Origin of the sequence: Actinoplanes sp. NPDC026619 (assembly GCF_040638295.1) — a bacterium.
In the GTDB taxonomy this organism is placed as follows: domain Bacteria; phylum Actinomycetota; class Actinomycetes; order Mycobacteriales; family Micromonosporaceae; genus Actinoplanes.
Genome location: NZ_JBEZYA010000031.1, coordinates 90,193 through 110,592, shown reverse-complemented (window position 1 = coordinate 110,592; position 20,400 = coordinate 90,193). Strand labels below are relative to the sequence as shown.

17 protein-coding genes are annotated in these 20,400 nt (G+C 70.7%); 9 read left to right on the top strand and 8 right to left on the bottom strand.

Annotated elements, in window-relative coordinates; genetic code table 11:
- Positions 1 to 89: 89 nt before the first annotated feature.
- On the bottom strand, positions 90 to 1,241 hold the full coding sequence (locus tag AB0E90_RS43065; RefSeq protein ID WP_360418118.1) for a PQQ-binding-like beta-propeller repeat protein: 1,152 nt from the start codon (positions 1,239 to 1,241) through the stop codon (positions 90 to 92).
- A gap of 132 nt (positions 1,242 to 1,373) precedes the next feature.
- On the opposite strand from AB0E90_RS43065, the gene AB0E90_RS43060 reads away from it, so the two are divergent.
- Positions 1,374 to 2,366 (top strand): hypothetical protein, encoded by a 993-nt coding sequence (locus AB0E90_RS43060; RefSeq protein WP_360418117.1) that lies wholly within the window; start codon positions 1,374 to 1,376, stop codon positions 2,364 to 2,366.
- A 125-nt stretch (positions 2,367 to 2,491) separates the two neighbouring features.
- Here AB0E90_RS43060 and AB0E90_RS43055 read toward each other — a convergent pair whose 3' ends face one another.
- The gene (locus AB0E90_RS43055; protein WP_360418116.1) at positions 2,492 to 2,743 is read right to left on the bottom strand and encodes a hypothetical protein; all 252 of its coding nucleotides are present in this window, start codon (positions 2,741 to 2,743) and stop codon (positions 2,492 to 2,494) included.
- Between the two features lie 105 nt (positions 2,744 to 2,848).
- Between AB0E90_RS43055 and AB0E90_RS43050 the strand changes: the two genes are divergently transcribed.
- Together AB0E90_RS43050 and AB0E90_RS43045 are read left to right on the top strand one after the other, a co-directional pair.
- Positions 2,849 to 4,591 (top strand): hypothetical protein, encoded by a 1,743-nt coding sequence (locus tag AB0E90_RS43050; protein ID WP_360418115.1) that lies wholly within the window; start codon positions 2,849 to 2,851, stop codon positions 4,589 to 4,591.
- Between the two features lie 215 nt (positions 4,592 to 4,806).
- A complete protein-coding gene (locus tag AB0E90_RS43045) occupies positions 4,807 to 6,513 on the top strand; it encodes a CBM35 domain-containing protein (RefSeq protein WP_360418114.1) in 1,707 nt (568 codons plus the stop codon).
- Here the strand turns inward: AB0E90_RS43045 and AB0E90_RS43040 are convergent.
- The 4 genes from AB0E90_RS43040 to AB0E90_RS43025 are packed head-to-tail and all read right to left on the bottom strand — an operon-like array spanning position 6,454 to position 10,592.
- Entirely contained in the window at positions 6,454 to 7,560 is a 1,107-nt protein-coding gene (locus tag AB0E90_RS43040) for a MarR family transcriptional regulator (RefSeq protein ID WP_360418113.1), read from the bottom strand. The genes AB0E90_RS43045 and AB0E90_RS43040 overlap by 60 nt on opposite strands.
- Before the next feature lie 23 nt (positions 7,561 to 7,583).
- Positions 7,584 to 8,402 (bottom strand): carbohydrate ABC transporter permease, encoded by an 819-nt coding sequence (locus AB0E90_RS43035; protein WP_360418112.1) that lies wholly within the window; start codon positions 8,400 to 8,402, stop codon positions 7,584 to 7,586.
- Positions 8,402 to 9,280 carry a sugar ABC transporter permease gene (locus AB0E90_RS43030; protein ID WP_360418111.1) on the bottom strand — a complete coding sequence of 293 codons (879 nt, stop codon included), beginning with the start codon at positions 9,278 to 9,280 and terminating at the stop codon, positions 8,402 to 8,404. The genes AB0E90_RS43035 and AB0E90_RS43030 overlap by 1 nt, the downstream gene beginning before the upstream one ends.
- 1 nt (position 9,281) lies before the next feature.
- Complete coding sequence (locus AB0E90_RS43025; protein ID WP_360418110.1) at positions 9,282 to 10,592, bottom strand: ABC transporter substrate-binding protein; 1,311 nt, start codon at positions 10,590 to 10,592, stop codon at positions 9,282 to 9,284.
- A 147-nt stretch (positions 10,593 to 10,739) separates the two neighbouring features.
- On the opposite strand from AB0E90_RS43025, the gene AB0E90_RS43020 reads away from it, so the two are divergent.
- On the top strand, positions 10,740 to 11,891 hold the full coding sequence (locus AB0E90_RS43020; protein ID WP_360418109.1) for a hypothetical protein: 1,152 nt from the start codon (positions 10,740 to 10,742) through the stop codon (positions 11,889 to 11,891).
- On the opposite strand, the gene AB0E90_RS43015 is transcribed toward AB0E90_RS43020, so the two are convergent.
- Positions 11,862 to 13,097, bottom strand: a complete 1,236-nt coding sequence (locus AB0E90_RS43015; protein ID WP_360418108.1) for a neutral/alkaline non-lysosomal ceramidase N-terminal domain-containing protein — start codon at positions 13,095 to 13,097, stop codon at positions 11,862 to 11,864. The two genes, AB0E90_RS43020 and AB0E90_RS43015, sit on opposite strands and share 30 nt — an antisense overlap.
- Positions 13,098 to 13,299: 202 nt before the next feature.
- On the opposite strand from AB0E90_RS43015, the gene AB0E90_RS43010 reads away from it, so the two are divergent.
- From AB0E90_RS43010 to lepB, 3 genes are all read left to right on the top strand, one after another.
- The gene (locus tag AB0E90_RS43010) at positions 13,300 to 14,340 is read left to right on the top strand and encodes an RNA polymerase sigma factor (protein WP_360418107.1); all 1,041 of its coding nucleotides are present in this window, start codon (positions 13,300 to 13,302) and stop codon (positions 14,338 to 14,340) included.
- A gap of 268 nt (positions 14,341 to 14,608) precedes the next feature.
- Positions 14,609 to 16,300 (top strand): serine/threonine-protein kinase, encoded by a 1,692-nt coding sequence (locus AB0E90_RS43005; protein WP_360418106.1) that lies wholly within the window; start codon positions 14,609 to 14,611, stop codon positions 16,298 to 16,300.
- Between the two features lie 40 nt (positions 16,301 to 16,340).
- A complete protein-coding gene (lepB, locus tag AB0E90_RS43000; RefSeq protein WP_360418105.1) occupies positions 16,341 to 16,832 on the top strand; it encodes a signal peptidase I in 492 nt (163 codons plus the stop codon).
- On the opposite strand, the gene AB0E90_RS42995 is transcribed toward lepB, so the two are convergent.
- On the bottom strand, positions 16,819 to 17,415 hold the full coding sequence (locus tag AB0E90_RS42995) for a TetR/AcrR family transcriptional regulator (protein WP_360418104.1): 597 nt from the start codon (positions 17,413 to 17,415) through the stop codon (positions 16,819 to 16,821). The two genes, lepB and AB0E90_RS42995, sit on opposite strands and share 14 nt — an antisense overlap.
- An 84-nt stretch (positions 17,416 to 17,499) precedes the next feature.
- Here AB0E90_RS42995 and mddA point away from each other — a divergent pair, with 84 nt between their 5' ends.
- Both mddA and AB0E90_RS42985 read left to right on the top strand, forming a co-directional pair.
- Positions 17,500 to 18,234: a methanethiol S-methyltransferase gene (gene mddA / locus AB0E90_RS42990; protein WP_360418102.1), complete on the top strand. Its 735-nt coding sequence runs from the start codon at positions 17,500 to 17,502 to the stop codon at positions 18,232 to 18,234.
- Positions 18,221 to 20,326 carry an alpha/beta fold hydrolase gene (locus AB0E90_RS42985; RefSeq protein ID WP_360418101.1) on the top strand — a complete coding sequence of 702 codons (2,106 nt, stop codon included), beginning with the start codon at positions 18,221 to 18,223 and terminating at the stop codon, positions 20,324 to 20,326. The genes mddA and AB0E90_RS42985 overlap by 14 nt, the downstream gene beginning before the upstream one ends.
- Positions 20,327 to 20,400: the final 74 nt, after the last annotated feature.

Sequence of the window (20,400 nt, the reverse complement as noted above, 5' to 3'; positions counted from 1 at the left end):
GTTACGAAGCAACGGTAACCATCGCCTCAATCATGATCTGGCTACGCGCGAAACCCGACCGGAGCCGACCATGATCCGTCAGATGCGCTCTAGGGCGCGTACGCGCGGAGGGACGATTCGCCGCTGATCAGGAGCCGGCCACCGGCCGGGACGACGTGCTCGCTGAGGCCGCTGTACGTCGCCTTGGCCGCCACCGGCCGGCCGTCGGCCGGGGTGAGAACCGCGAGGCTGCCCTTGCCGTAAAGGACATAAAGCAGACCCCCGGCGCGTACGGGTTCACGCGGGCTCGCCAGGGCACGCGTCCAGACGAGCCGGCCGTTCTTCGCGTCGTAGGTGTTCATCCGGCCGGCCGAAGCGACGTAGACGTAACGGTCGTCGGCGGCGAGATCGCCGGTCTCCTTCGGGATCTTCCACAGTGGCTTGCCGTTGCCGACGAGCCGGGCGCAGAGACTGTCGTCGTCCCGGATGTAGAACCGGGTGCCGTCCGGGCTCGCGGCGCTGACACTGGACGACCGGCTCGTTCCCCACAGCGGCTTCCCGGTGCTGATGCGGCTGGCCCAGGTCTCCGCGCCACCGGTGGTCTCGCGCAGCAGGACGAGGCCGCCCGCGGAGACCGGGCCGGCGAGCACCTGGCCGGGTCGCGACCACAGCAGCGCGCCGTCGGTGAGCCGGTAGGCGTTGACTCCGTGCTGGGCGTCCTCGCACGTGCCGCAGTAGCCGGAGGTCACCACGGTGCCGGCGTCGGCAACCGCCGTGTCGATGGTCCAGCCGCCGCTGCGGGTCCATCGCCGGGCGCCGGTGCCGGCGTCGAGGGCCGTCACCGAACTGCCGTAGGAGCTGGCCGAATAGCAACCGCCGTCGAAGACCAGGATCAGGTTGCCGGCGGCGATCAGGGCCGCGGCGGTGCCGGCGGAGGCGTTGCGCCACAGCTGTTTGCCACTCGCCGCGTCGTAGCCGGCGACGCCGCTCGCGTCACGCCGGAAGACCCGGTCGTCAACGGCCAGCGGGGCGAGCGGGTCGGGGCGGCAGCCCGGCGCCCCGGGCGCCGATGCGACGGTCCAGCGGAGCTTCAGGCGCCCGATCGAGCCGGCGTTGATGACCGACTCGGTCGGGTTGTAACTCGTGTTTCCGGGCCCGAAGCCGTCCTGCGCCCACGAGGCCGGCGGCGGTTTCGCCTGCGCCGGCACCGCCCCGCCGAGTCCGATGGTCATTACCAGAGCCGCCAGCCGAATTCCAGACATATGTCGATGATCGCGTCGCGCGCCGGTGCGGCAGGCCGGACAGCGTGAAGGTCAACACGAAAGTGGGCCACGCCGGACAAACGCGGCCCGCATTGGTTCGAGCGGTGTCTACTCACCGCGGAGGTGGTTCCCGTGCAGATCAGCACGGCCCTGGCGGCTGAGGAAATTCCGGGCAACGCCAACTCGGCGTGGTCCTACTGGATCGGCGCGACGATGAAGAAAGGCGAGCTCGACAACGACCACTACGGTCCGGAAGTCATTCCGCTCAACGGTTTCATGCGAATCTTCCCGGACTCCGACGGACTGCCTCCGGAGTGGGATGACAAGCGACTCACCTACTGCCGGGACAACGGCGTGGTGCCCTTCCTGTCAAGCAACATCAACGGCGACAGCAGCAAGTTCCGGGAGATGCACCGGCGCATCGCCGCAATGCCGGACTGGGTGCGCCTGCTGCTGCTGACCGACCAGCACGAACCGGAGCGCCACTTCAAACAGAATCCGGGCGAGTATCTCGACAACTACCGGGCCTGGTGGAATTCCTGCATCGTGGATCTGCCCGCGGACAAACGGAAGAGGGTGAAGGCCGGGCCGATCCTCACGCTGCAGTGGATCGAGGACCAGAACAAAGGCCATCACGACTACGGCCAGTACGATCCCGGTCCGGCGTTCAGCGATCTGTACGCGATCGACATGTACATGAACTCCTGGGATCGCTCCGGAAAGCACGCGGCCACCGAATACAAGGATCCGGTGGCTTTCCTGTCGGGGCTCAAAGGCTACCGCCACGGCCCCCGCGACCATCGGCCGCGCATCATCGCCGAACTGGGCGCGATCGGCATCCCGTCCGACCCGGCGGGCCGGGGCCGGGCCGGCTGGATCAACGGCATCTGCACGGAGCTCGACACCTGGAGCGAGGCCGAACTCGGCTGGCCGTTCTGGGGGCTCGCCTGGTGGAACACCCGGGGCACCGACGGCGATCACGACCTCCCTCCGCTGGGCCGGGAGCGCTACTTCTATCTCGACAAATTCCAGGACTCGCACGGCACACCGACCACCTATGCCGACCCGCTGCCGCTCAAGGCGTTCAACGCCCAGGCGGCCAGGCACCGCAACCGGGTCAGGTAGAGCGAGATGCCGGCGTCGTCCCGGATCACCGAGCTACGGGTGCACGGCGTGGGTGGGGCGGGACCGGACGCGCTGCTCGGAACGACGGCCCACCGGCAGATCTGGGGAGATCGGATCGCCGGGTTCTACGCGGCCGACGCCGAGCAGCGGGGGCGGCGGGTGGAGGCGTACTGCTGGGGTGGGATGACCTCGCGCAGCAGCGCCCGGGCGCTCTGGGTGCTGCTGTTCCCGTTCATGCTGGCGAACCTGGCCGGCTGGACCTGCTCGGCCCGGACCCGGGCGGACCGGTGGGCGTTCGCGGCGCACCGGGCCTGCGGCCGGTTGGCGGCGCTGGGCATCACGCTCAACCTGCTGCTGATCGCCGCGCTGACCGCCATCGACCTGTGGGCCTTCCAGTACGGGAACCGCCCGGCCGAGAAGCCGGCGCCGAGTGGGAAAGGATCGTCCGGGCCCCGATCGGCGGGCTGGAAACGGGACCTCGAGTGGTGGTCGGTGCGACCGTCGCCGCCGCGGTCCTCCTCGTGCTGTGGCTGCTGTCGCGGCAGGCCCGGCATCGCTACGAAGAGGTCACCCCGGTCGATCCGGACCGCCGGCGTTACCGGGGCAGCGCCGCGGCCCGGCCGGACGGCGTCGCCGACCCGCAGTTCTTCAACGGCGCGGACACCGTCCGCCGGCTCGGGCTCCTGCACGTCGGCGCCGGACTGGCCTGGCTGGCCCTCGCGCTGGCCTGGCTGTCCGGCGGCATGCTCGGCCCCGGCCTGGAGATCGCCGCGGGCACGGTGCTCGCCTGCTCGATCGTGCTGCTCGCGGCCGAGGCCGGCGGGGAACGCGCCATCCGGCCGCTGGTCGTCGCGGCCGCAACGCTGGCCTGCACCGCCGCCGTGCTCGCCTGGCACTCGAACCCGGTGAAGGACCCCCTCCGTCCGAATGCCGAGCACATGCACGCCATTGCGGTCGAGACGTTCTGGCTGATCGTCGCCCTGGTCATGGCACGGTTGCCGGTCCTGGCCACGATCGCGCTGCTGCGGTGGGCGGGAATCCGGCGCGGCGCGCCCGGCACGAAGGCCCCGCGCACCCCTCCCACCTGGCCGGCGGCGCCCCTGATCGTGGCCGTGCTCGGCCTGCTCAGCGTGAACGTCGCCGGCCTGGGCTGCCTGGTCACCGCGGCGAAATCGCTCGGCCTGCCGAAGGACGCGGTCTTCGCCGCGTTACGTGATCAGGTTCCGTGGCTGACCCTGGCGCCGATCGCGGTGGGCATCGTGTTCCTGCTGGTCGAACTGATCCGCTACGCCCTGGCGGGGCGGAGCACGGGGGCGGTCCTGGGCGAGTACGCCGGCCGGGCGGCCGCGACCCCGGCCCCGCCGCCGCCCTGGGACGCCTGGCGGTGCAACGCGCTGCCGATCGACGGCATCTGTGACGGGGAACGCCGGCGCCGGATGCGGTGGGTCCGGGCCGTCGCACGCGGCCGGAAGCTGGCCGGCTTCGCCCCCGACGTGCGCTATCTGCTGGTCGGCTTCGTGGCGATCGCCGCCGTGGTTCTCGCCGGCATCCAGGCCGATATCGGCGCCCTGCGCAACCCGTTGCCGACGTTCGGCGACGACCTGGCCGTCACGATTGCCGGGCTGATCCCGGTAGCCGGAGTCGCGCTGCTGAGGTGGGGCTGGGGCCGCCCGGACGCCCGCCGGTGGCTGGGCGTGCTGTGGGACGTGGGCACGTTCTGGCCGCGCTCGTTCCACCCGTTCGCGCCGCCCTGTTACACCGAACGCGCGGTGCCCGACCTGCAGCGCCGCATCCGGTGGCTGAACGACAGCGGCAGCCGGGTGGTCGTCGTCTCGCACAGCCAGGGCAGCGTGCTGGCCGCGCTGGCCCTGGTCCAGCAACCGGCTGGCCAGCCCGCGCTGGTCACGTTCGGTTCACCCCTGAGGAAGCTGTACGGGTGGGCGTTTCCCGCCTACGTCCACGGCGAGGTCCTGGACCGCCTGCGGGAGTGGCGCAACTTCTCCTACCCGACCGACTACATCGGCGGCCCGGTCGGGCGGGCCGGTGTCGACGTCCCGCTGCCGGACCCGGGCTCCGCCTGGTACGTCGCCGGGGAGCCGATGCCACCGATGCGCCGGCACACCGGCTACTGGTCGGACGAGGCCATGTGGCTCGAGATCGACCGGCTGGCCGCCGAGCCGTCCTCGAGTTCCGCGACGGCGGTATCGGCCGAACGCGTTTCCTGATTTGTTTCCCTCTCCGACCGCTACCCGCTCATTGACCGCAGTCAAGCTCTTGACATGCGTACGCAACGCTCCCTAGCGTCAAGGCAATCGTTTTCCTTCATGCCTTTGATGATCGGTCTCGGCGGTGGCCTCCCCCATCCGCCCCGACGACCCGCGGGTCCGACCTCCCCTAGCGACATCGGAGGCGCTGCCGTCACTACCCCCGAGGTGATGTTGTGCGCACCCGAAGAACCGCCGTGTCCGCGGCGGCCCTGACCGTCCTCACCGTTCTCGCCACCAGCACGCTGTCCGCACCGGCCCACGCGGCCGGGAACACCCTCACCGTCAACGTCGGCACCACGGTCCGGCCGGTCACCCACGTGGCGTCCGGCGGGCTCTACGCCGTGAACACCGGGAACAATCCACCGCTGAGCATGATGTACCCGCTGCGCCTGAACCACCTGACCCAGCCGCCGCCCGGCGGTCAGCAGCTCGGCAACGGCGCCACCCAGCCGTGCTGCGACGGCCTGCAGGTGGCCGGCAAGGTGACCAGCGGCGGCGCCCAGCAGTTCTACCGCCTGCCCGACATCTACCCGAACTTCCCGTACAAGTGGGTGAGCTGGGCCGACTGGGAGTCCAAGGTGCGCACCATGGTGCAGGCGCGCCTGGCCGCCACCACGACGACCAACGTCGACGGTTACGAGTTGTGGAACGAGCCGGACTGGACGTGGAACACCGCGTCGGCCGGGTCCTTCACCGCCGGGTGGACCCGCACCTACCAGCTGATCCGCTCGCTCGACGCGGTGACCCCGATCGTCGGGCCGAGCCACTCGATCTACAACCACAGCTGGATGGTCGACTTCCTGACCAACGCCAAGAACACCGGCACGCTGCCCGACGTGATCGTGTGGCACGAGCTCGACAACGACAGCTACCTCAACGTGCAGGCCCACGTCGCCGACTACCGGGCGATCGAGACCTCGCTGGGCGTCTCCCCGCGGCCGATCTCGATCAACGAGTACGCCTCACCGTCGCAGGTGGACATCCCGAGCGTCGCGGTCCACTACATGGCCGTCTTCGAGCGGCACGGCATCCGCGACGCCGAACGCGCCTACTGGTACGAGGCGGGCACGCTCAACGGCCTGCTCTACAACAACGCGCCGACCTCGTCGTACTGGCCCTACAAGTGGTACGGCGACATGGCCGGCAACATCGTGCAGACGGTCCCCGGCTCGTGGCTGGAGGGGGTCGCGGCGTACGACAGCACCCGCAAGATCGTCAACGTGGTGCTCGGCGGCGACAGCGGCAACAACACCGTCAAGGTCAACGGGCTCGCGGCTCTGGGCACCCAGGTCCGGGTGACGCTGACCCGCAGCGGCACCACCGGGCGCACCACCAACCAGAGCGCGCCGATCGCCGTCACGTCGGGCACCTACAACGTGGTCAGCGGCAGCATCAGCGTGGCGGTCAACAGCATGAACGCCCTGGATTCCTACCAGTTGCTCGTCACCCCGGTCAGCGGCGTGCCCACCTGGCAGCAGCGTTACGAGGCGGAGAACGCCACGGTGGTCAACGCCAACCGGTTCTCCTCGGCGTCGGCGTCCAGCGGCGGTTACGTCGGCCAGATCGACGGGACGGCGGACATGCGCAGCGCCTCGTTCGTCGACTTCCTGGTCAACGTGCCGCAGACCCGCGCCTACACGATGAGCATCGGCTACGCCAACGGCACCGGCGCGAACGCCACCCAGGGCCTCGCCGCCAACGGCAGCGCCTGGTCGACGGTGACCTACCCGGCCACCAGCGCGTGGGGATCGTTCGGCGCCTCGGTCAGCACCACGGTGAACCTCAACGCCGGCTGGAACACGATCCGGCTGGCGAAGGGCTCACCGTACTTCGCCGGCGGAACCGGCTACGCCGAACTGGACGCCATCACGCTGTCCTGATCGGCGCTGATCCGGTTGGTGGCCGTGCCGCGGCACGGCCACCGGCCCGCGCCGGCTGTTCCATTCCGCGTCGGCGCGGGCCTCCAGCCGATCCAGCAGGCGGTCGAGCGACGGCAGCGCGGCCACCAGCCGTTCCTGGTCGTCGGCGGACAGCTCGCCGAGCACCTCGGCGAGCACATCCGCGCGGCCCTGCCGGAACGTGTAGAGCACGTCCTTTCCATGCTCGGTCGCCCGGAGCACCACCGAGCGGCCGTCGGCCGCCGATCGTTCCCGCTCCACCAGCCCGTCGGTCACCAGCGCGCGCAGGGAGTTGCTGACGGTCGGCCGGGCCAGCCGCAGCTCCTCGGCCAGCCGGGCCGGCGACAGCTCACCGCCGGACACCAGCTTGCGCAGGATCTGCACCTGCGACTCCATGGCCGGCATCTCCTCCGAGCCCTTGGTCGCGTCGTAGACGCCACGCCACAAGGCCGGCAGCAGATGGGCGAGTTGTTTCGGCGGGTCGGCGTCCGGGACGGAGAACGGCGGCTCGGCGCCGGGCAGCAGGTCCACCTCGAAGGCGTTGAGCACCATCGCCAGCATGGCGAAAGTGCCGAGCGCGGCGACGAGCTCGACCAGGCCCTGTTCGCCGAACAGCGCACGCGCGGCGGCGTACGTCTCGTCGGTGACGGTGTGCCGTGTCAGCAGCTCGGTGGCGAACAGGTAGAGCGACGCCTCGTCCGCCGCCGGGAAATCAGGCGGCAGACCGCCGGCCAGGCGCCGCAGCGCGCCGGCGTCCACCCCGGCCTCGGCCGCCTTGCCGACGTGGGCGAGCCACGAGTGGGCGGCGCCGTGGTGGCGGGCCGTGACCAGCAGGGCCAGCTCGCGCAGCCGTGGCGGGAGGGACGATTCGTAGAGGCAGAACGACGACAGCAATTCGGCCCGGTCGCAGAGTTGTGGGCTGTGCATCAGCACGCTGAACGGCCCGTTCAGCGGTCCGCGCCGGCCGATGATCCGGTCGATCAGCGCGGCCTGCTCCGGGTCCATGCCGGACGGCGGTCCTAGTCGCATCGAAGGTCCTCTCGTCGAAAGGGTCAACCGGTCGTGCCGCCCTCGGTCAGGCCGGCCAGCACCCGGCGCTGCAGGATGACGTAGGCGACCAGCAGTGGCAGGCTGGTCAGGATCACGTGGGCGAAGACCAGGTTCCAGCGCAGGCCGTACGCGGAGGACGACGCGAACTGGTAGAGCGTCAGCGGGAGGGTGACCCGGCCCGGCCCCTGGAGCAGGAACAGGGCGAAGAAGAAGTCGTTCCACACGTTGATCACCAGCAGGACGGCGCCGGTGAACAGGGCGGGTGACAGCAGCGGGAGCACGATGCGCCGGTACACCTGCCAGCGGCCGGCCCCGTCGAGCTGAGCGGCCTCCTCCCAGTCGGTCGGCAGGGAGCGCACGAAGCCCGTACACAGGAAAATGACCATGCCGAGGCGAGTGCCGACGATGGTCAGCAGGTAACCGGCGCGGGACCCGTTGAGGCCGAGCTGGGTGAGGGTGTAGACGGTCGGGATGATCGCCGGGGGCAGCACGACCGAGAGCACCGAGACGTAGTAGGTGACACGCAGCGATCGGCGCGGCGATCGGGCGTAGGCCCAGGCCGCCATCGAGCCGAGCAGCAGGACGATGACGATGCTCGGCACCGCCATCAGCAGACTGTTGCCGAGGCCGACGAGATACCGGCCCTGGTGCAGGACGGTGGCGTAGTTCGCGCCGCCGTTGAAGTGCGCCGGCAGCCCGATCGAGAGGAGCGAGGCGTCGCCCTCGGTCTTGACCGAGTTGACCACCAGGAGCCAGAGCGGCAGCACGATCCACGGAATCGCGAACAGTGACAACAGGACGTAGCGGCGGGCGGCGGCCATCACATCGGCACCTCCCGGCGGCGGAGCCAGGTGATCAGCGGTACGGCGGTGAGCACCACCAGCAGCGTGACCACCAGACCGAGCGCGCTGGCCTGCCCGAAGTAGCTTTGCCCGTACTGCAGGTAGAGCGCCACGTTGAGCAGGGTGGTGGCGTCGCCGGGGCCACCACCGGTGGTGGCAAACACGGCGTCGAGCGCGCTGAACGCGCCGACCAGCGTGATCACCACGTTGAACGTCACGGCCGGCGCGAGCAGCGGGAACTTGACCGACCAGAAGCGGCGCCAGGGGCCGGCGCCGTCGATCCGGGCGGCCTCGGTCAGCTGCGCCGGGATCCGGTTGAGCCCGGCGATGTAGACGAGGGTGGCCAGCCCGCTCCACTTCCAGGCGTCGATGCAGGCGACCGTGACCAGCGCGGAGACGCCGTGCCCGAGGTAGGCGTAGTGGATCGAGCCGGGTAGCACCGCGCTGAGGAAGTCGTTGGCCGGGCCGTCCGGGCTGAGCACGGCCGACCAGATGTAACCGGCGGCGAGCGGCGACATCAGCACCGGGACGAAGAAGATCGACCGGAAGACGGTGTTGACCCGGTTGGTCCTCTCGAGCGCGGTGGCCAGGGCCAGCCCCACCCCGTTCTGCACGGCCATCGTGATGACCGCGTAGATCACCGTGATCCGGATCGCGTGGCCGAGGATGCCGAGCCGGCCGAGCAACGTGAAGTTGCTCAGCCCGGCCCAGCTGAGGGTGTCGGTGTAGCCGGTCCATCGCACGAACGCGAAGACCGCGTTGGCCAGGAAGGGTACGAGAAAGAACAGCAGCACGAGTACGGCGGAGGGCAGCGCGAAGACGGCCACGCCCGGCCGGCCCCGGCGGGTGATGGCCATCTCATTTGCCCATCGCGGCCTGGGCCTGCAGGAAGTAGGTCTGCATCTTGTCCGCGGTCTGCTGCGGGTTCTCCTGGCCGGCGAGCAGCTTGTCGACCTCCGGGCCGAAGTTGTTGAACCCGGGCAACTGCGAGATGACGGTCAGCCCGGCACCGCCCTGGTAGGCGGTCTGCACCTCCTGCCACAAACCCTGCAACTGCGGACCCGCCGTACCGCTGAGGGTCGGTGGCGCCCCGGAGGCCTGGACGTAGTCGGCGTAGCCCTTGCCGGTGATGAAGTCGACGAAGTCGGCGGCCGCGCGTTCCTTCGTGGCGTCCCCGGTCTTGGGCGCGTAGAACGTGCCGAGGACGGTCGGCGCGTAGTTGGCGAGCTGCTTGGTGGCGGAGACGCCGACGAAGCCGATGGTGTCGTCGACCTTCTTGGTGTCGCCGCCGGCGATGGTGTCGAGCTGGCTGATGCTGTCGGAGTTCTGCGCGACGAAGGCGGCCTTGCCGTCCAGCAGCGCCTTCAGCGAGTCGGTCCACTTCGCGGTGGTGGCGTCGGAGTTGAAGCAGCCGGAGGTGCGCAGCGAGTCGAACGCCTTGAGCCCGGCGACCAGCGGCCCGCTCGCGTCGTTGACCTTGGTCTTGCCGCTGTTGACGTCGTCGGAGTAGGCGGCGCCGACGTTGGACTCGGCCATGTAATTCCAGCCGGCGAGGATCTGCGGCGGCCACCCGTCGCCGCCGGCCATGTAGAGCGGGGTGACGCCGGCCGCCTTCAGCGTGGTGCAGTCGGCGGTCAGGTCGGCGTAACTGGCGGGCGCCGCGATCCCGGCCTTCGTGAGGACCTGCTTGTTGTAGAAGACACCGGACACCGACGGGAAGCCGATCGACGCGGCGTACACCTTGCCGTCGATGTTGCCGGCCACCTTCGCCAGCTCGCCCTCCTTCGCGACGAAGGCGAGGCTGCTCAAATCGAGCATCGTGTTCGCGCCGTTCAGGGCGAGCAGGTCGGTCTTGTTGCCGTGCCATTCCAGCAGGTCGGGCCGCTCGCCGGTGGCCCACTTCGACTGGATTGCCGGCGGGTAGGTGGCCGAGGGGACGTCGACCAGCTGGATGGTGTTGCCGGACGCCGCTTCATATTTCTTGTAGAGGTCGAGCAGTGCCTGCGGATCGGCGGTGTTGTGCCAGAGGGTGAGTGTGATGCCGGTCGGGGCGCTGCCCGCGGTGTTGACGGCGGCAGGGGTATCGGACGAGCCGCCGCCACAGGCGGAGACGGCGAGCCCGGCAACGACGGATGCCGCAAGCGCGGACCGCCGGATCGATGTCCTCATCTTCATCTCTCCTCGTCGAGTCACCAAAGTTGCAGGTGCAGCCCGACGGTATTGCTGACAAAACTATTTTTTAACCGAGCCGTACGCACGCTTAGGTTGCATGCTCGTGCGTCCTGCGCCGGGGCGCCGGTCTGGTAGACGAGACGGATGCCCGACATCTCTTCGCCCCTGCTCGCCGGCGCCGGCCGCGCCCGGATCGTCCTGCCCGCCGGGCTCTTCCCGGTCGACGGCTTCGTGGCCGAACGCGACCCGCTGCACGCCCGCGTCGTGCTGCTGGAACGGGACGGGCAACGGATCGCGCTGGCCGTGCTCGACCAGACCTCGATCGGAGCCGAGTCGCTGGCCGGCATCACCGCCGCGCTGAGCCGCGCGGCCGACGTGGACCCCGCGCAGGTGCTCGTGTGCGCCAGCCACACGTTCTCGGCGCCGCACGTGATGCCGGGCGGCCCGCCGGAGCTGCAGCGGGCGCTCGACGACGCGGTCGAACAGGCGGCCGGCCAGGCACGCCGGATGCGGCCGGCCCGGATCGGATTCACCGTCGGTACGGCCGACGTCAACGTCAACCGGGACGTGCCGACACCCGGCGGCTGGTGGCTCGGGACGAACGAGACCGGGCCGTCCGACAAGGAGCTGGGAGTCCTGCGCGTCGACGACGAGCAGGGCCGCCCGATCGCGGTGCTGATGAACTACGCGGTCCAGGCCTCGGCCGTGCACGACTCCGGCGCGAAGGTGGTCAGCGCCGATCTCGCCGGCGCCGCGGCCGGCCATGTCGAGCGAGCCTGTCCCGGCGCGGTGGCCCTGTTCCTGGTCGGCGCGGCGGGCGATCAGGCGCCCACCCGGACCGGCGAGCACGTCGGGGCCGCCGCGGTCGAGGCGGTCGAGCGCCTGGGCGGCGCCGATGCGACCCCACGGATCCGGCTCGTGCACGACGCGGTCGAGGTCGGGGCACAGCCGCTGCCGCGGCGGGAGGAGATCCGGCCGCAGCGCGCCTACGACTACCGGGCGGCCGGCACCACCACCGCGCCGCTGTGGGCGGCCCGGATCGGCGGCCTCGGGATAGCCGCGGTGCAGGCGGAACTCACCTGCACGACGGGCCGGTGGATCAAGAACAACTCGCCGTTCCCGGTCACGTTCGTCGTGACGATGGCCAACGGGGCGGCCAAGTACATGGCCGACGCCGGCAGCTACGGGCGCGTCACCTACGCCGCCATGAACTCGCAGTACGCGGCGGGCAGCGCCGAACTCGTGGCCGTCCGCCTCGTCGAGGCCCTACACGGCCTCGCGGATCATCCGGCTTAGCCCGTCCACGATCGCCGGCTCCGCATGGCCGCGCACGATCGGGCAGCCGTTCACCGAGTGCACCGGCCGGTCGAACGCCTCGTCGGCCGGCAGATATCCGATCCGGTCGTTGGCGATCGAGACCAGGATCGTCCGCGCCAGCGGCGACCGGGCGGCCAGCCGGCGGTAGACGGTCGTGGTCACCTCCCCCGACACCCCGGCCAGCGCCACGTCGCCGATCAGGATCAGCGACAGCCGCAGGTCGACGCGGTCGACTTCCGCCTGCCGCATGCTTGCCATCACGTCGCGGCCCTTCTTCACCGGGCAGGGCACGACCTCCTCGACCGCTCGCAGGCGCGCGTCCGGCTGCAGGTCGCCGAGGCCGGCTGCCACCCGGACGACCTCGGCGCCGAGCATCAGCCCCTGCGCGTCGACCGCCGCATAGGCGAACGCCCGTTCCGCCTCGGCCGGCATCCGGCCGTGCGGGCCGAAGCCGCCGTAGCGGCCCTCCAGCGACACCCGCGGGTTCTGATCGCCGAGAGCTCCCGGCGTGAACAGCGCCACGCCACCGATCGCCTCCTCGACATGCCGCATCGCCGCGCCGGCCAGATCGCCGCTGACCTCCCGGGTCCACAGCGCCACCGTCGAGTGCACCGCGTAGTTGGCGACGACCGCGATCGGATCACCGGTCAGGGATTCGAAGCGGAGCACCCACACCCGCGGATCCGTCGGCCCGGCCAGGTTGTAGCCCAGCCGCCAGCCGCCCTCGGCGTACACCTCGCGATTGACGTTGATCTCCGCCTGCCCGGCGCCGATCCCGAAACGCGCCGGCCGCGCCCGATCGCGAGCCGTGCGCAAGGCGATCAAAATCCGATCAAAGACCCAGCCGGTGTACGCCGCGGACTCCGCACCGCCGCCGTGCGCCAGCGCGCCCGGCGACACCGACCCGAGCCGCGGCGCGTTGTGGGTGTGCGTAGCCGTGATCATCACGTGCGCCGCCGGGATGCCGAGCTCGGCCTCGATCCGGGCCCGCAGCTCGCGCATGTCGCCGCACTCGATGAGCTCCGCCGAGATCAGCGCCACCTCGGTCGCCCCGTCGTTCAGCACCAGGGCGCGCACGTGGATCGGGTCGTGCACACCGGCGAACGACGTGCCGCCGATCGGGTTCAGCGCCGTGAGCTCGACCGGTGTGATGTCGACCGTGGCGGCCCCTGCCGTGAAAGCCATCGCTGATGCCTCCTCGTGAGTGCGTTTGTCAACGAAACTAAACAGCGCGGCAGCTCCCCGGGCGGGCTGAGCCGGACGCAGATCGCAACCTAAGTTTTCGCTGGTGGTGGATTTGCCGGCGCCGTTCGGCCCCAGGAAGCCGGTCACCGCACCAGGACCGGCCTTAGGTGAAACAGTTGACGCGAGCCGGACATGAGGAGCCGTGGAACGGACCAGATTCGAGGCTCTGTACGCCGAGACGTGGCGGGACATCCTGGGCTACGCGCTGCGCCGCACCGGCAACCCGGAGGACGCCGCCGATGTGGTCGCGGAGGTGTTCACCGTCGCCTGGCGACGGCGGGCCGACGTGCCGGCCGGGCCGGCCGCGCGCCCGTGGCTCTACGGCGTGGCCCGGCTCGTGCTGGCCAACCAGCGGCGTGGCGACCTGCGCCGCGGCCTGCTCGCCACGGCGCTGCGCGACGCCGTCCGGTCGACGCCGCCCGATCCCGCGGCGGTGACGCTCGCCCGGCACGACGCCCGGGCGGTCCGGGCCGGCCTGCACGCCCTGCCCGAGATCGACCGGGAGCTGCTCATGCTGACCGCCTGGGACGGGCTGTCCCCGGCCGAGGCCGCCGATCCGCTGCGCGTCGATCTCGCCGCTCTGCCGGACGAGGCCGCAGAGGCCCTGGCACAGGAGATCCTGATGCAGGCAAACACCGAAGAGAACGAAACGGCCACCGTACGATCCCGGCGGCGCCGCCGCGGCTACGTCGTCGCTCTCGTCACCGCGGGCGCGATCGCGGTGCCCGGCATCGCGGTGGCCGGGGTCGTCGCGTACCAGGGCATGCACAGCGGGGTGTACGGCGACGGCGGCGAAACGGTCGCCGGCGAGGAGCTCCTCTACACCGACGCCCCGGAGATCACCGGGGTGGTCCGGGACCTCACCGCCGAGTTCCCGCTGCCCGCCGGGGCGACCTACGACCGGTTGCTCGCCCGCTATCCGATGACCGAGCGCGTCCTCGTGCAGCGCACCGCCCTGGGCCAGCAGGTCCAGATCACCGCGGCGTGCGCGTGGTACCAGGACTGGCTCACCGGCGACGCCCAGCGGCGGGCCGCCGACCAGCACACCATCGACGCCGTCCCGACCTGGAAGTACTGGGTCTTCGCCGATTCGGGCCGGGCTCTGCTGGAGCGCATCGCCCAGGAGACCCGGTCCGGGACGGATACCACGGTGAAGGAGTACCTCCTCGCAAACTGCATCTGAGACAGGTGGCGGCGAAATGCCGCATACGCTCCGTGTTGCCACAGTGGAACGTGCCAAAACCCGTGAGTAACAAGAAGAGTGTGCAAAATGACGGCTGTCACGTGCTCGTACGCGTGACAGCCGGTCGTAAGATCGGGGATCGTCCAGATCGGATCTTCGTAACCTTGCGTGACCTTCCTTCGCGTACGAGATGAGCATGCTCCCGTGATTCAGCGAGCCAACGCATCTAAGCCCGTGAACACGTCCATGGCCGCCATGGAGCACGCCCATGCCAACTAGGCCCCTTCGGCCCGGTGACCCGCGACGACTCGGCGACTATCGGCTGCTCTCCCTGCTCGGCGAGGGTGGGATGGGCACCGTCTTCCTCGGCCGCGACCCCGCCGGCCGGACCGTCGCCGTGAAGGCGATCCGGCCGGAGCACGCCGACAACTCCGAGTTCCGGGCCCGGTTCCGCAGCGAGGTCGCGCGGGCCCGGCAGGTCCCGTCGTTCTGCACCGCCGCGGTCCTGGACGCCGATCCCGACAGCGACACGCCCTACCTGGTCGTGGAATACGTGGAGGGCCCCAGCCTGCAGGACGTGGTCGAGGACCGCGGCCCGATGTCCGCCGGCGACCTGCACAGCGTCGCGGTCGGGGTGGCGGCGGCGCTGACCGCGATCCACGGCGCCGGTGTCATCCACCGTGACCTGAAGCCGAGCAACGTGCTGCTGTCGCTGGGCCTGCCCAAGGTGATCGACTTCGGCATCGCCCGGGCCCTGGAGGCGACCACCAAGCACACCCGGCCCGGCCGCTGGGTGGGCACCGTCGACTACATGGCTCCCGAACGGCTCGACCCCGAGGTCGGCCCGGTCACCCCGGCGGCGGACATCTTCGCCTGGGGCGGGGTGATCGTCTTCGCCGGCACCGGGCGGAACCCGTTCCACGGCGAGACGCCGGTGGCCACCGCCGCCCAGATCCTCACCAAGCCACCCGAGCTGCGCGGGATGCCCGAGTCGCTGGTCGGCCTGATCGGCCGGGCGTTCGCCAAGGACCCCGGCGACCGGCCGGCCGCGAACGAGCTGCTGCAGGAGTTGCTCGCGGTCAACACCCCACCGGACAGCCCGAGAGCCCGGCCGGCCGGCGGCCGGTTCGACGCGCGCACGCTGCTGCAGCAGATGATCGACGACCGCCCCAAACCGCCGGCGGTCAACGCCCCGGTGCAGATCGACCGTCCGCGGACGGCCACCCGCCGGGGCCACCGGCCGCCGCCGGCTGCCGCCCCCCGGGTGACGAGGCGGCGCCTGGCGTTCGCGGCCGGGGCGCTGGTGCTGGCGTCGGTTGCCGCGGCGACGGTCGCGTACGCCCGGACGACCGGCGAGCCGGTGGCCCAGGCGACCGAGCAACCGCAGATCAAGGTCGCGACGGCGACGACGGCGCCGAGCCTGCGCGGCCCGTCCTTCTTCGATCCGCTGCGCGGGCCGGGCCGGTTCCGGGAGAGCGTGGCGGCGTCCGGTGGCTGCGCGTTCCGGGACGGCCGGCTGCAGGCCCGGGTGAAGGGCCGGTCGACCTACCAGTGCCTGGGGCCGGACGACTCGTTCGCCGGGGACCAGTCGATCTCCGTACACGTCGAGCTGGCGAGCGCGGACGCCTGCGCGATGGTCTGGTTCCGCTACCGCGGCAGCCGGGGCTACCAGCTGACCGCCTGCGCCGACCAGGTCGAGCTGGAGGAGTTGGACGGGGCGCTGCTGACCTCGCTGGGCAAGACGTCGTCCAGCCCGCTGCAACCAGGTAGCCCGCACGAGCTCGCCATCGTGATCTCCAACCAGCACGCCGCCGTCACCGTCGACGGGCAGAACGCCGTGCAGGGCGCGGTGACGGACCCGGACCTGACCGCCGGCCGGATTCTGCTCGGCGTCACCAACAACGGCGCCGAACCCACCGCGGAGGTGTCGTTCACCGACCTCGACGCCCGCGCCGGTTAGCGGGGCAGCGCGGGACGGATCGGGTTGGCATGATTCGCCCGTGCGAAAAACGGGGCTCCTCCTTCTTCTGTTTCCGCTGCTCGCCTCCTGCGGAGTGGTCCACTCGGTGACCGGCGAGAAGCGCTACACGATCGCCTCGCCGGCCATGGAGCCGACGCTGCCTCTGGACAGCAAGATCACCGCAACCGTGGTGAAGCCCGGGAGTTACCAGCCGGTCGACGGCGACATCGTGGTCTTCAAGGCGCCGGCCGAGTGGGACCCCGACAAGACGGGCACGGCCCGCATCTACCGCGTGGTGGCGATCGGGGGCGAGACGATCGCCTGCTGCGACGCCGGGCGGATCCAGCGCAACGGCAAGCCGATCGACGAGCCGTACCTGAAGGTGCCGGGCGTCAACGAACCGTTCCCCGGCGTCACGTTGCCGGCGGGCAGCCTGTTCGTCCTCGGCGACAATCGCGCACACTCCGCCGACTCGACCGTGCACGGCCCGGTGCTCGCGGACACGGTGATCGGGGTGGTCAAGACCGACTGAGGCCGGCCGGTTCCTCGAGCTGCCGGATCGCGGTGCCGAGACTGCGCAGCCAATCGCGCGTCCGGGAGCTCCAGTCCGTCCCGCCGAGAAGGATCACCGCTTCGCCGCCGAGGAAGGACAGCCCGATCAGCCCGGCCACGTCCTCGGCGCGAAACGGCCCGAGCGAGCCGAACCTTTGCTCTGCCTCCCGGGCCACCTCGGTCAGCACCTCGAACCACGACCGCAGCAGGGCCAAGACGCGTTCGGCGACCGCCGGGTCCGACCAGCCTGCCGCGATCATCTCCTGCAGGACGCGCACGTAACCCGAGGCCAGGTCGTCGTCGAGGAAGTCGCAGGCCTGCTCGTAGCGCTTCCACAGTGGCGTCTCGGTGCCGTACATCCGGCGTTGCCGGTCGACCAGCCGCCGGTTCTCGTAGTCCAGCAGCGCCAGCACGAGTCCCTGCTTGCCGCCGAAGTGGTAGTGGATCTGGCTGAGCGGAACGCCGGCCTGATCGGCGACTCGCCGGGTGGACAGCGCGGCGAAGCCGTCGGCCAGGACGCGGTCGCGGGCCGCCTCGATGATGCGGTCGGCTGTCGGGTTCACGTCGTATCCCCTTGTCGGTCGGTCGACCGAATGATAGCTTCCCCGCATTCGGTCGGTCGACCGACTCAGGGGAGGGAGACGCACATGCTCCGCAAGGCACTGACGTTCACCTATGGAACAGTCACCTACCTGGCGTTCCTCGGCGCGTTCCTCTACACGATCGGCTTCCTGGCCGGTGCGGTCGTGCCCAAGGGCGTCGACGACGGAACGGCGCCTCCCGCCTGGCAGGCGGTCCTGGTCGACCTCGCCCTGCTGGGCCTGTTCGCGGTCCAGCACAGCGTGATGGCGCGGCCGTGGTTCAAGGAGCGCCTGACCCGGATCGTGCCGCCGGCCATCGAGCGCAGCACCTACGTCCTCGCCGCCACGGCCGCCCTCGTACTCCTGCTCTGGCTGTGGCAGCCCTGGCCGGCGACGGTCTGGTCGGTCGAGACCGGCTGGGCCCGCACCGCGCTCTGGTCGCTCTACCTGCTCGGCTGGGCCTTCCTGGTGCTGAGCACGTTCGCGCTGGGCCACTTCGACCTGTTCGGCCTGCGCCAGGTGCTGACCCGCCGGCACGCCGAGCCCGCCTTCCGCGAACCGCCGCTGTACCGGGTGATCCGGCACCCGATCATGACCGGCTTCCTCATCGCCTTCTGGGTCGTTCCGGACATGAGCGCCGGCCGGTTGCTCTTCGCCGGGGCTTCCACGGCGTACATCATGGTGGGGGTGCGTCTCGAGGAACACGACCTCAAGCAGCAGTTGGGCGCCCCCTACGCGGACTATCTGGCGCGGGTGCCGCGCTTCGTTCCCCGCCCGGGGGTGAGTCATGGCGAACACTGACGGCTTCGTCGAGCACGGCAACATCAAGATCCACTTCGAGGTGTACGGCGAGGCCGGCCCGACCATCCTGCTGATGCCCTCGTGGACCCTGGTGCACAAGCGGCTGTGGAAACTGCAGGTCCCGTACCTGTCCCGGCTCTTCCGGGTGGTCACCTACGACGGCCCCGGCAACGGCCGATCCGACCGCCCGCTGGACAGCGAGCCGTACTCCCAGGAAAACCAGGTCGCGTACGCGCTGGCCGTGCTCGACGCCACCGGCACCGACAAGGCGGTGCTCGTCGCCCTGTCCCGCGCCACCAACTGGGCGCTGGAACTGGCCGCCGAACACCCCGGCCGGGTGCACGGCACCGTCGTCATCGGCCCCGCCATCGCCCTGCCCCCGCACGCCGCCCGGTCGACCAACCTGAACGTCACCGCCCCCGCGCCGGATCTGCCGGCCACCGCCGTGCCCCTGCTCGGCGCCGATCCACCGGCCCACTGGGCGAAGTACAACTGGTCGTACTGGCAGTCGCACTACGAAGACTTCGCCTGGTTCTTCCTGGGCCAGTGCTTCCCCGAGCCGCACTCCACCAAGGCGATCGAGGACGGCGTGGGCTGGGCCCTCGAAACCACGGGCGAGGTCCTGGTGGCCGAGAGCCGCGCGCCCCGGCCGGACGAGCCGGCGTTGCGGGCCTGGTGCGCCCGGATCGATACCCCGCTGCTGGCCCTGCACGGCACCGACGACCGGATCTCACCGCCGGCCCGCAGCGAACTGCTGTGCGAGCTGACCGGCGGTGAGCTGGTCACGATCGAGGGCGCCGGCCACCTCCCGCTGGTCCGCGACCCGGTCCAGACCAACCTGATCATCCGCCGGTTCGCCGAACGGTTCCGCGCCCCCGCCGGCCGGCGTAGCTGGCCGCGATGGAACAACCGGCCGAAACGCGTGCTCTATCTCTGCTCACCGATCGGGCTGGGCCACGCGCGGCGAGACCTGGCGATCGCGCGGCAGCTGCGGGAACGCCACCCCGGCGTGCAGATCGACTGGCTGACCCAGCATCCGGTGACCCGCATGCTCGCCGACGCCGGCGAGCGGATCCACCCCGGTAGCCGGCTGCTGCGCAACGAGTCCGCCCACATCGAGGCCGAGTCCGGCGAGCACGACCTGCACGCGTTCCAGGCGCTGCGCACCATGGATGAGGTGCTGACGAACAACTTCATGGTCTTCCACGACGTGGTCACCGAGCAGCGCTACGACCTGGTGGTCGGGGACGAGGCCTGGGACGTGGACCACTTCCTGCACGAAAATCCGGAACTGAAGAATTTCGCGTACGCGTGGCTGACCGACTTCGTGGGTTTCCTGCCGATGCCCGACGACGACGAGCGGGCCACGCTGGTGGCCGCCGACTACAACGCCGAGATGATCGAGCGGATCGCCCGCTTTCCCCGCCTGCGCGATCGGGCGGTCTTCATCGGCGACCCGGACGACATCGTGCCGGCGCGGTTCGGGCCGGGCCTGCCGTCCATTCGCGAGTGGACGGAGGCGCATTACGACTTCGCCGGCCAGGTGACCAGCTCCTCCCCCGCCGACCGCGCCGCCCTGGGCTACCGGCCGGGCGAGCCGGTCTGCGTCGTCACGGTCGGCGGTTCCGGGGTCGGGCACGACCTGCTGCGCCGGGCGGTGGACGCCTACCCCGAGGCCGCCCGCCGCGTGCCCGGCCTGCGGATGGTGGTGGTGACCGGCCCGCGCATCGACCCGTCGGCGTTCGCCCGCCGGGACGGCCTGGAACTGCACGGATATCTGCCGGACCTGGATCGCCACCTGGCCGCGGCCGATCTGGCCGTGGTGCAGGGCGGGCTGACCACCTGCATGGAACTGACCGCGAACAACCGGCCGTTCATCTACGTCCCGCTGCGCCACCACTTCGAGCAGCACTTCCACGTGGATCACCGGTTGCGCCGGCACCACGCCGGCCACCGGATCGACTACGACGACCTCACCCCGTCTTCGCTCGCGGAGGCGATCGCGGCGGAGATCGGGCGCGAGGTCCACTACCGCCCGGTCCCGGCCGACGGCGCCGACCGGGCGGCGGGCCTGCTGGCCGACCTGCTGTGACCCGGGCACCATTGCATTGATGAACGTTGATGCGTACCTTACCTGTGCGCCACCTCGCGCCTTCCGCCCCCACG

What these genes read in the sequence shown, in the direction of transcription:
- AB0E90_RS42985 (WP_360418101.1), top strand. Translation starts at nt 18,221, where the DNA reads ATGGCGAACACTGACGGCTTCGTCGAGCACGGCAACATCAAGATCCAC.
- AB0E90_RS43025 (WP_360418110.1), bottom strand. Translation starts at nt 10,592, where the DNA reads ATGAGGACATCGATCCGGCGGTCCGCGCTTGCGGCATCCGTCGTTGCC.
- AB0E90_RS43015 (WP_360418108.1), bottom strand. Translation starts at nt 13,097, where the DNA reads ATGGCTTTCACGGCAGGGGCCGCCACGGTCGACATCACACCGGTCGAG.
- AB0E90_RS43040 (WP_360418113.1), bottom strand. Translation starts at nt 7,560, where the DNA reads ATGCGACTAGGACCGCCGTCCGGCATGGACCCGGAGCAGGCCGCGCTG.
- AB0E90_RS43005 (WP_360418106.1), top strand. Translation starts at nt 14,609, where the DNA reads ATGCCAACTAGGCCCCTTCGGCCCGGTGACCCGCGACGACTCGGCGAC.
- AB0E90_RS43035 (WP_360418112.1), bottom strand. Translation starts at nt 8,402, where the DNA reads ATGGCCGCCGCCCGCCGCTACGTCCTGTTGTCACTGTTCGCGATTCCG.
- AB0E90_RS43055 (WP_360418116.1), bottom strand. Translation starts at nt 2,743, where the DNA reads ATGGCGGTCAGCGCGGCGATCAGCAGCAGGTTGAGCGTGATGCCCAGC.
- mddA (WP_360418102.1), top strand. Translation starts at nt 17,500, where the DNA reads ATGCTCCGCAAGGCACTGACGTTCACCTATGGAACAGTCACCTACCTG.
- AB0E90_RS43065 (WP_360418118.1), bottom strand. Translation starts at nt 1,241, where the DNA reads ATGTCTGGAATTCGGCTGGCGGCTCTGGTAATGACCATCGGACTCGGC.
- AB0E90_RS43030 (WP_360418111.1), bottom strand. Translation starts at nt 9,280, where the DNA reads ATGGCCATCACCCGCCGGGGCCGGCCGGGCGTGGCCGTCTTCGCGCTG.
- AB0E90_RS43020 (WP_360418109.1), top strand. Translation starts at nt 10,740, where the DNA reads ATGCCCGACATCTCTTCGCCCCTGCTCGCCGGCGCCGGCCGCGCCCGG.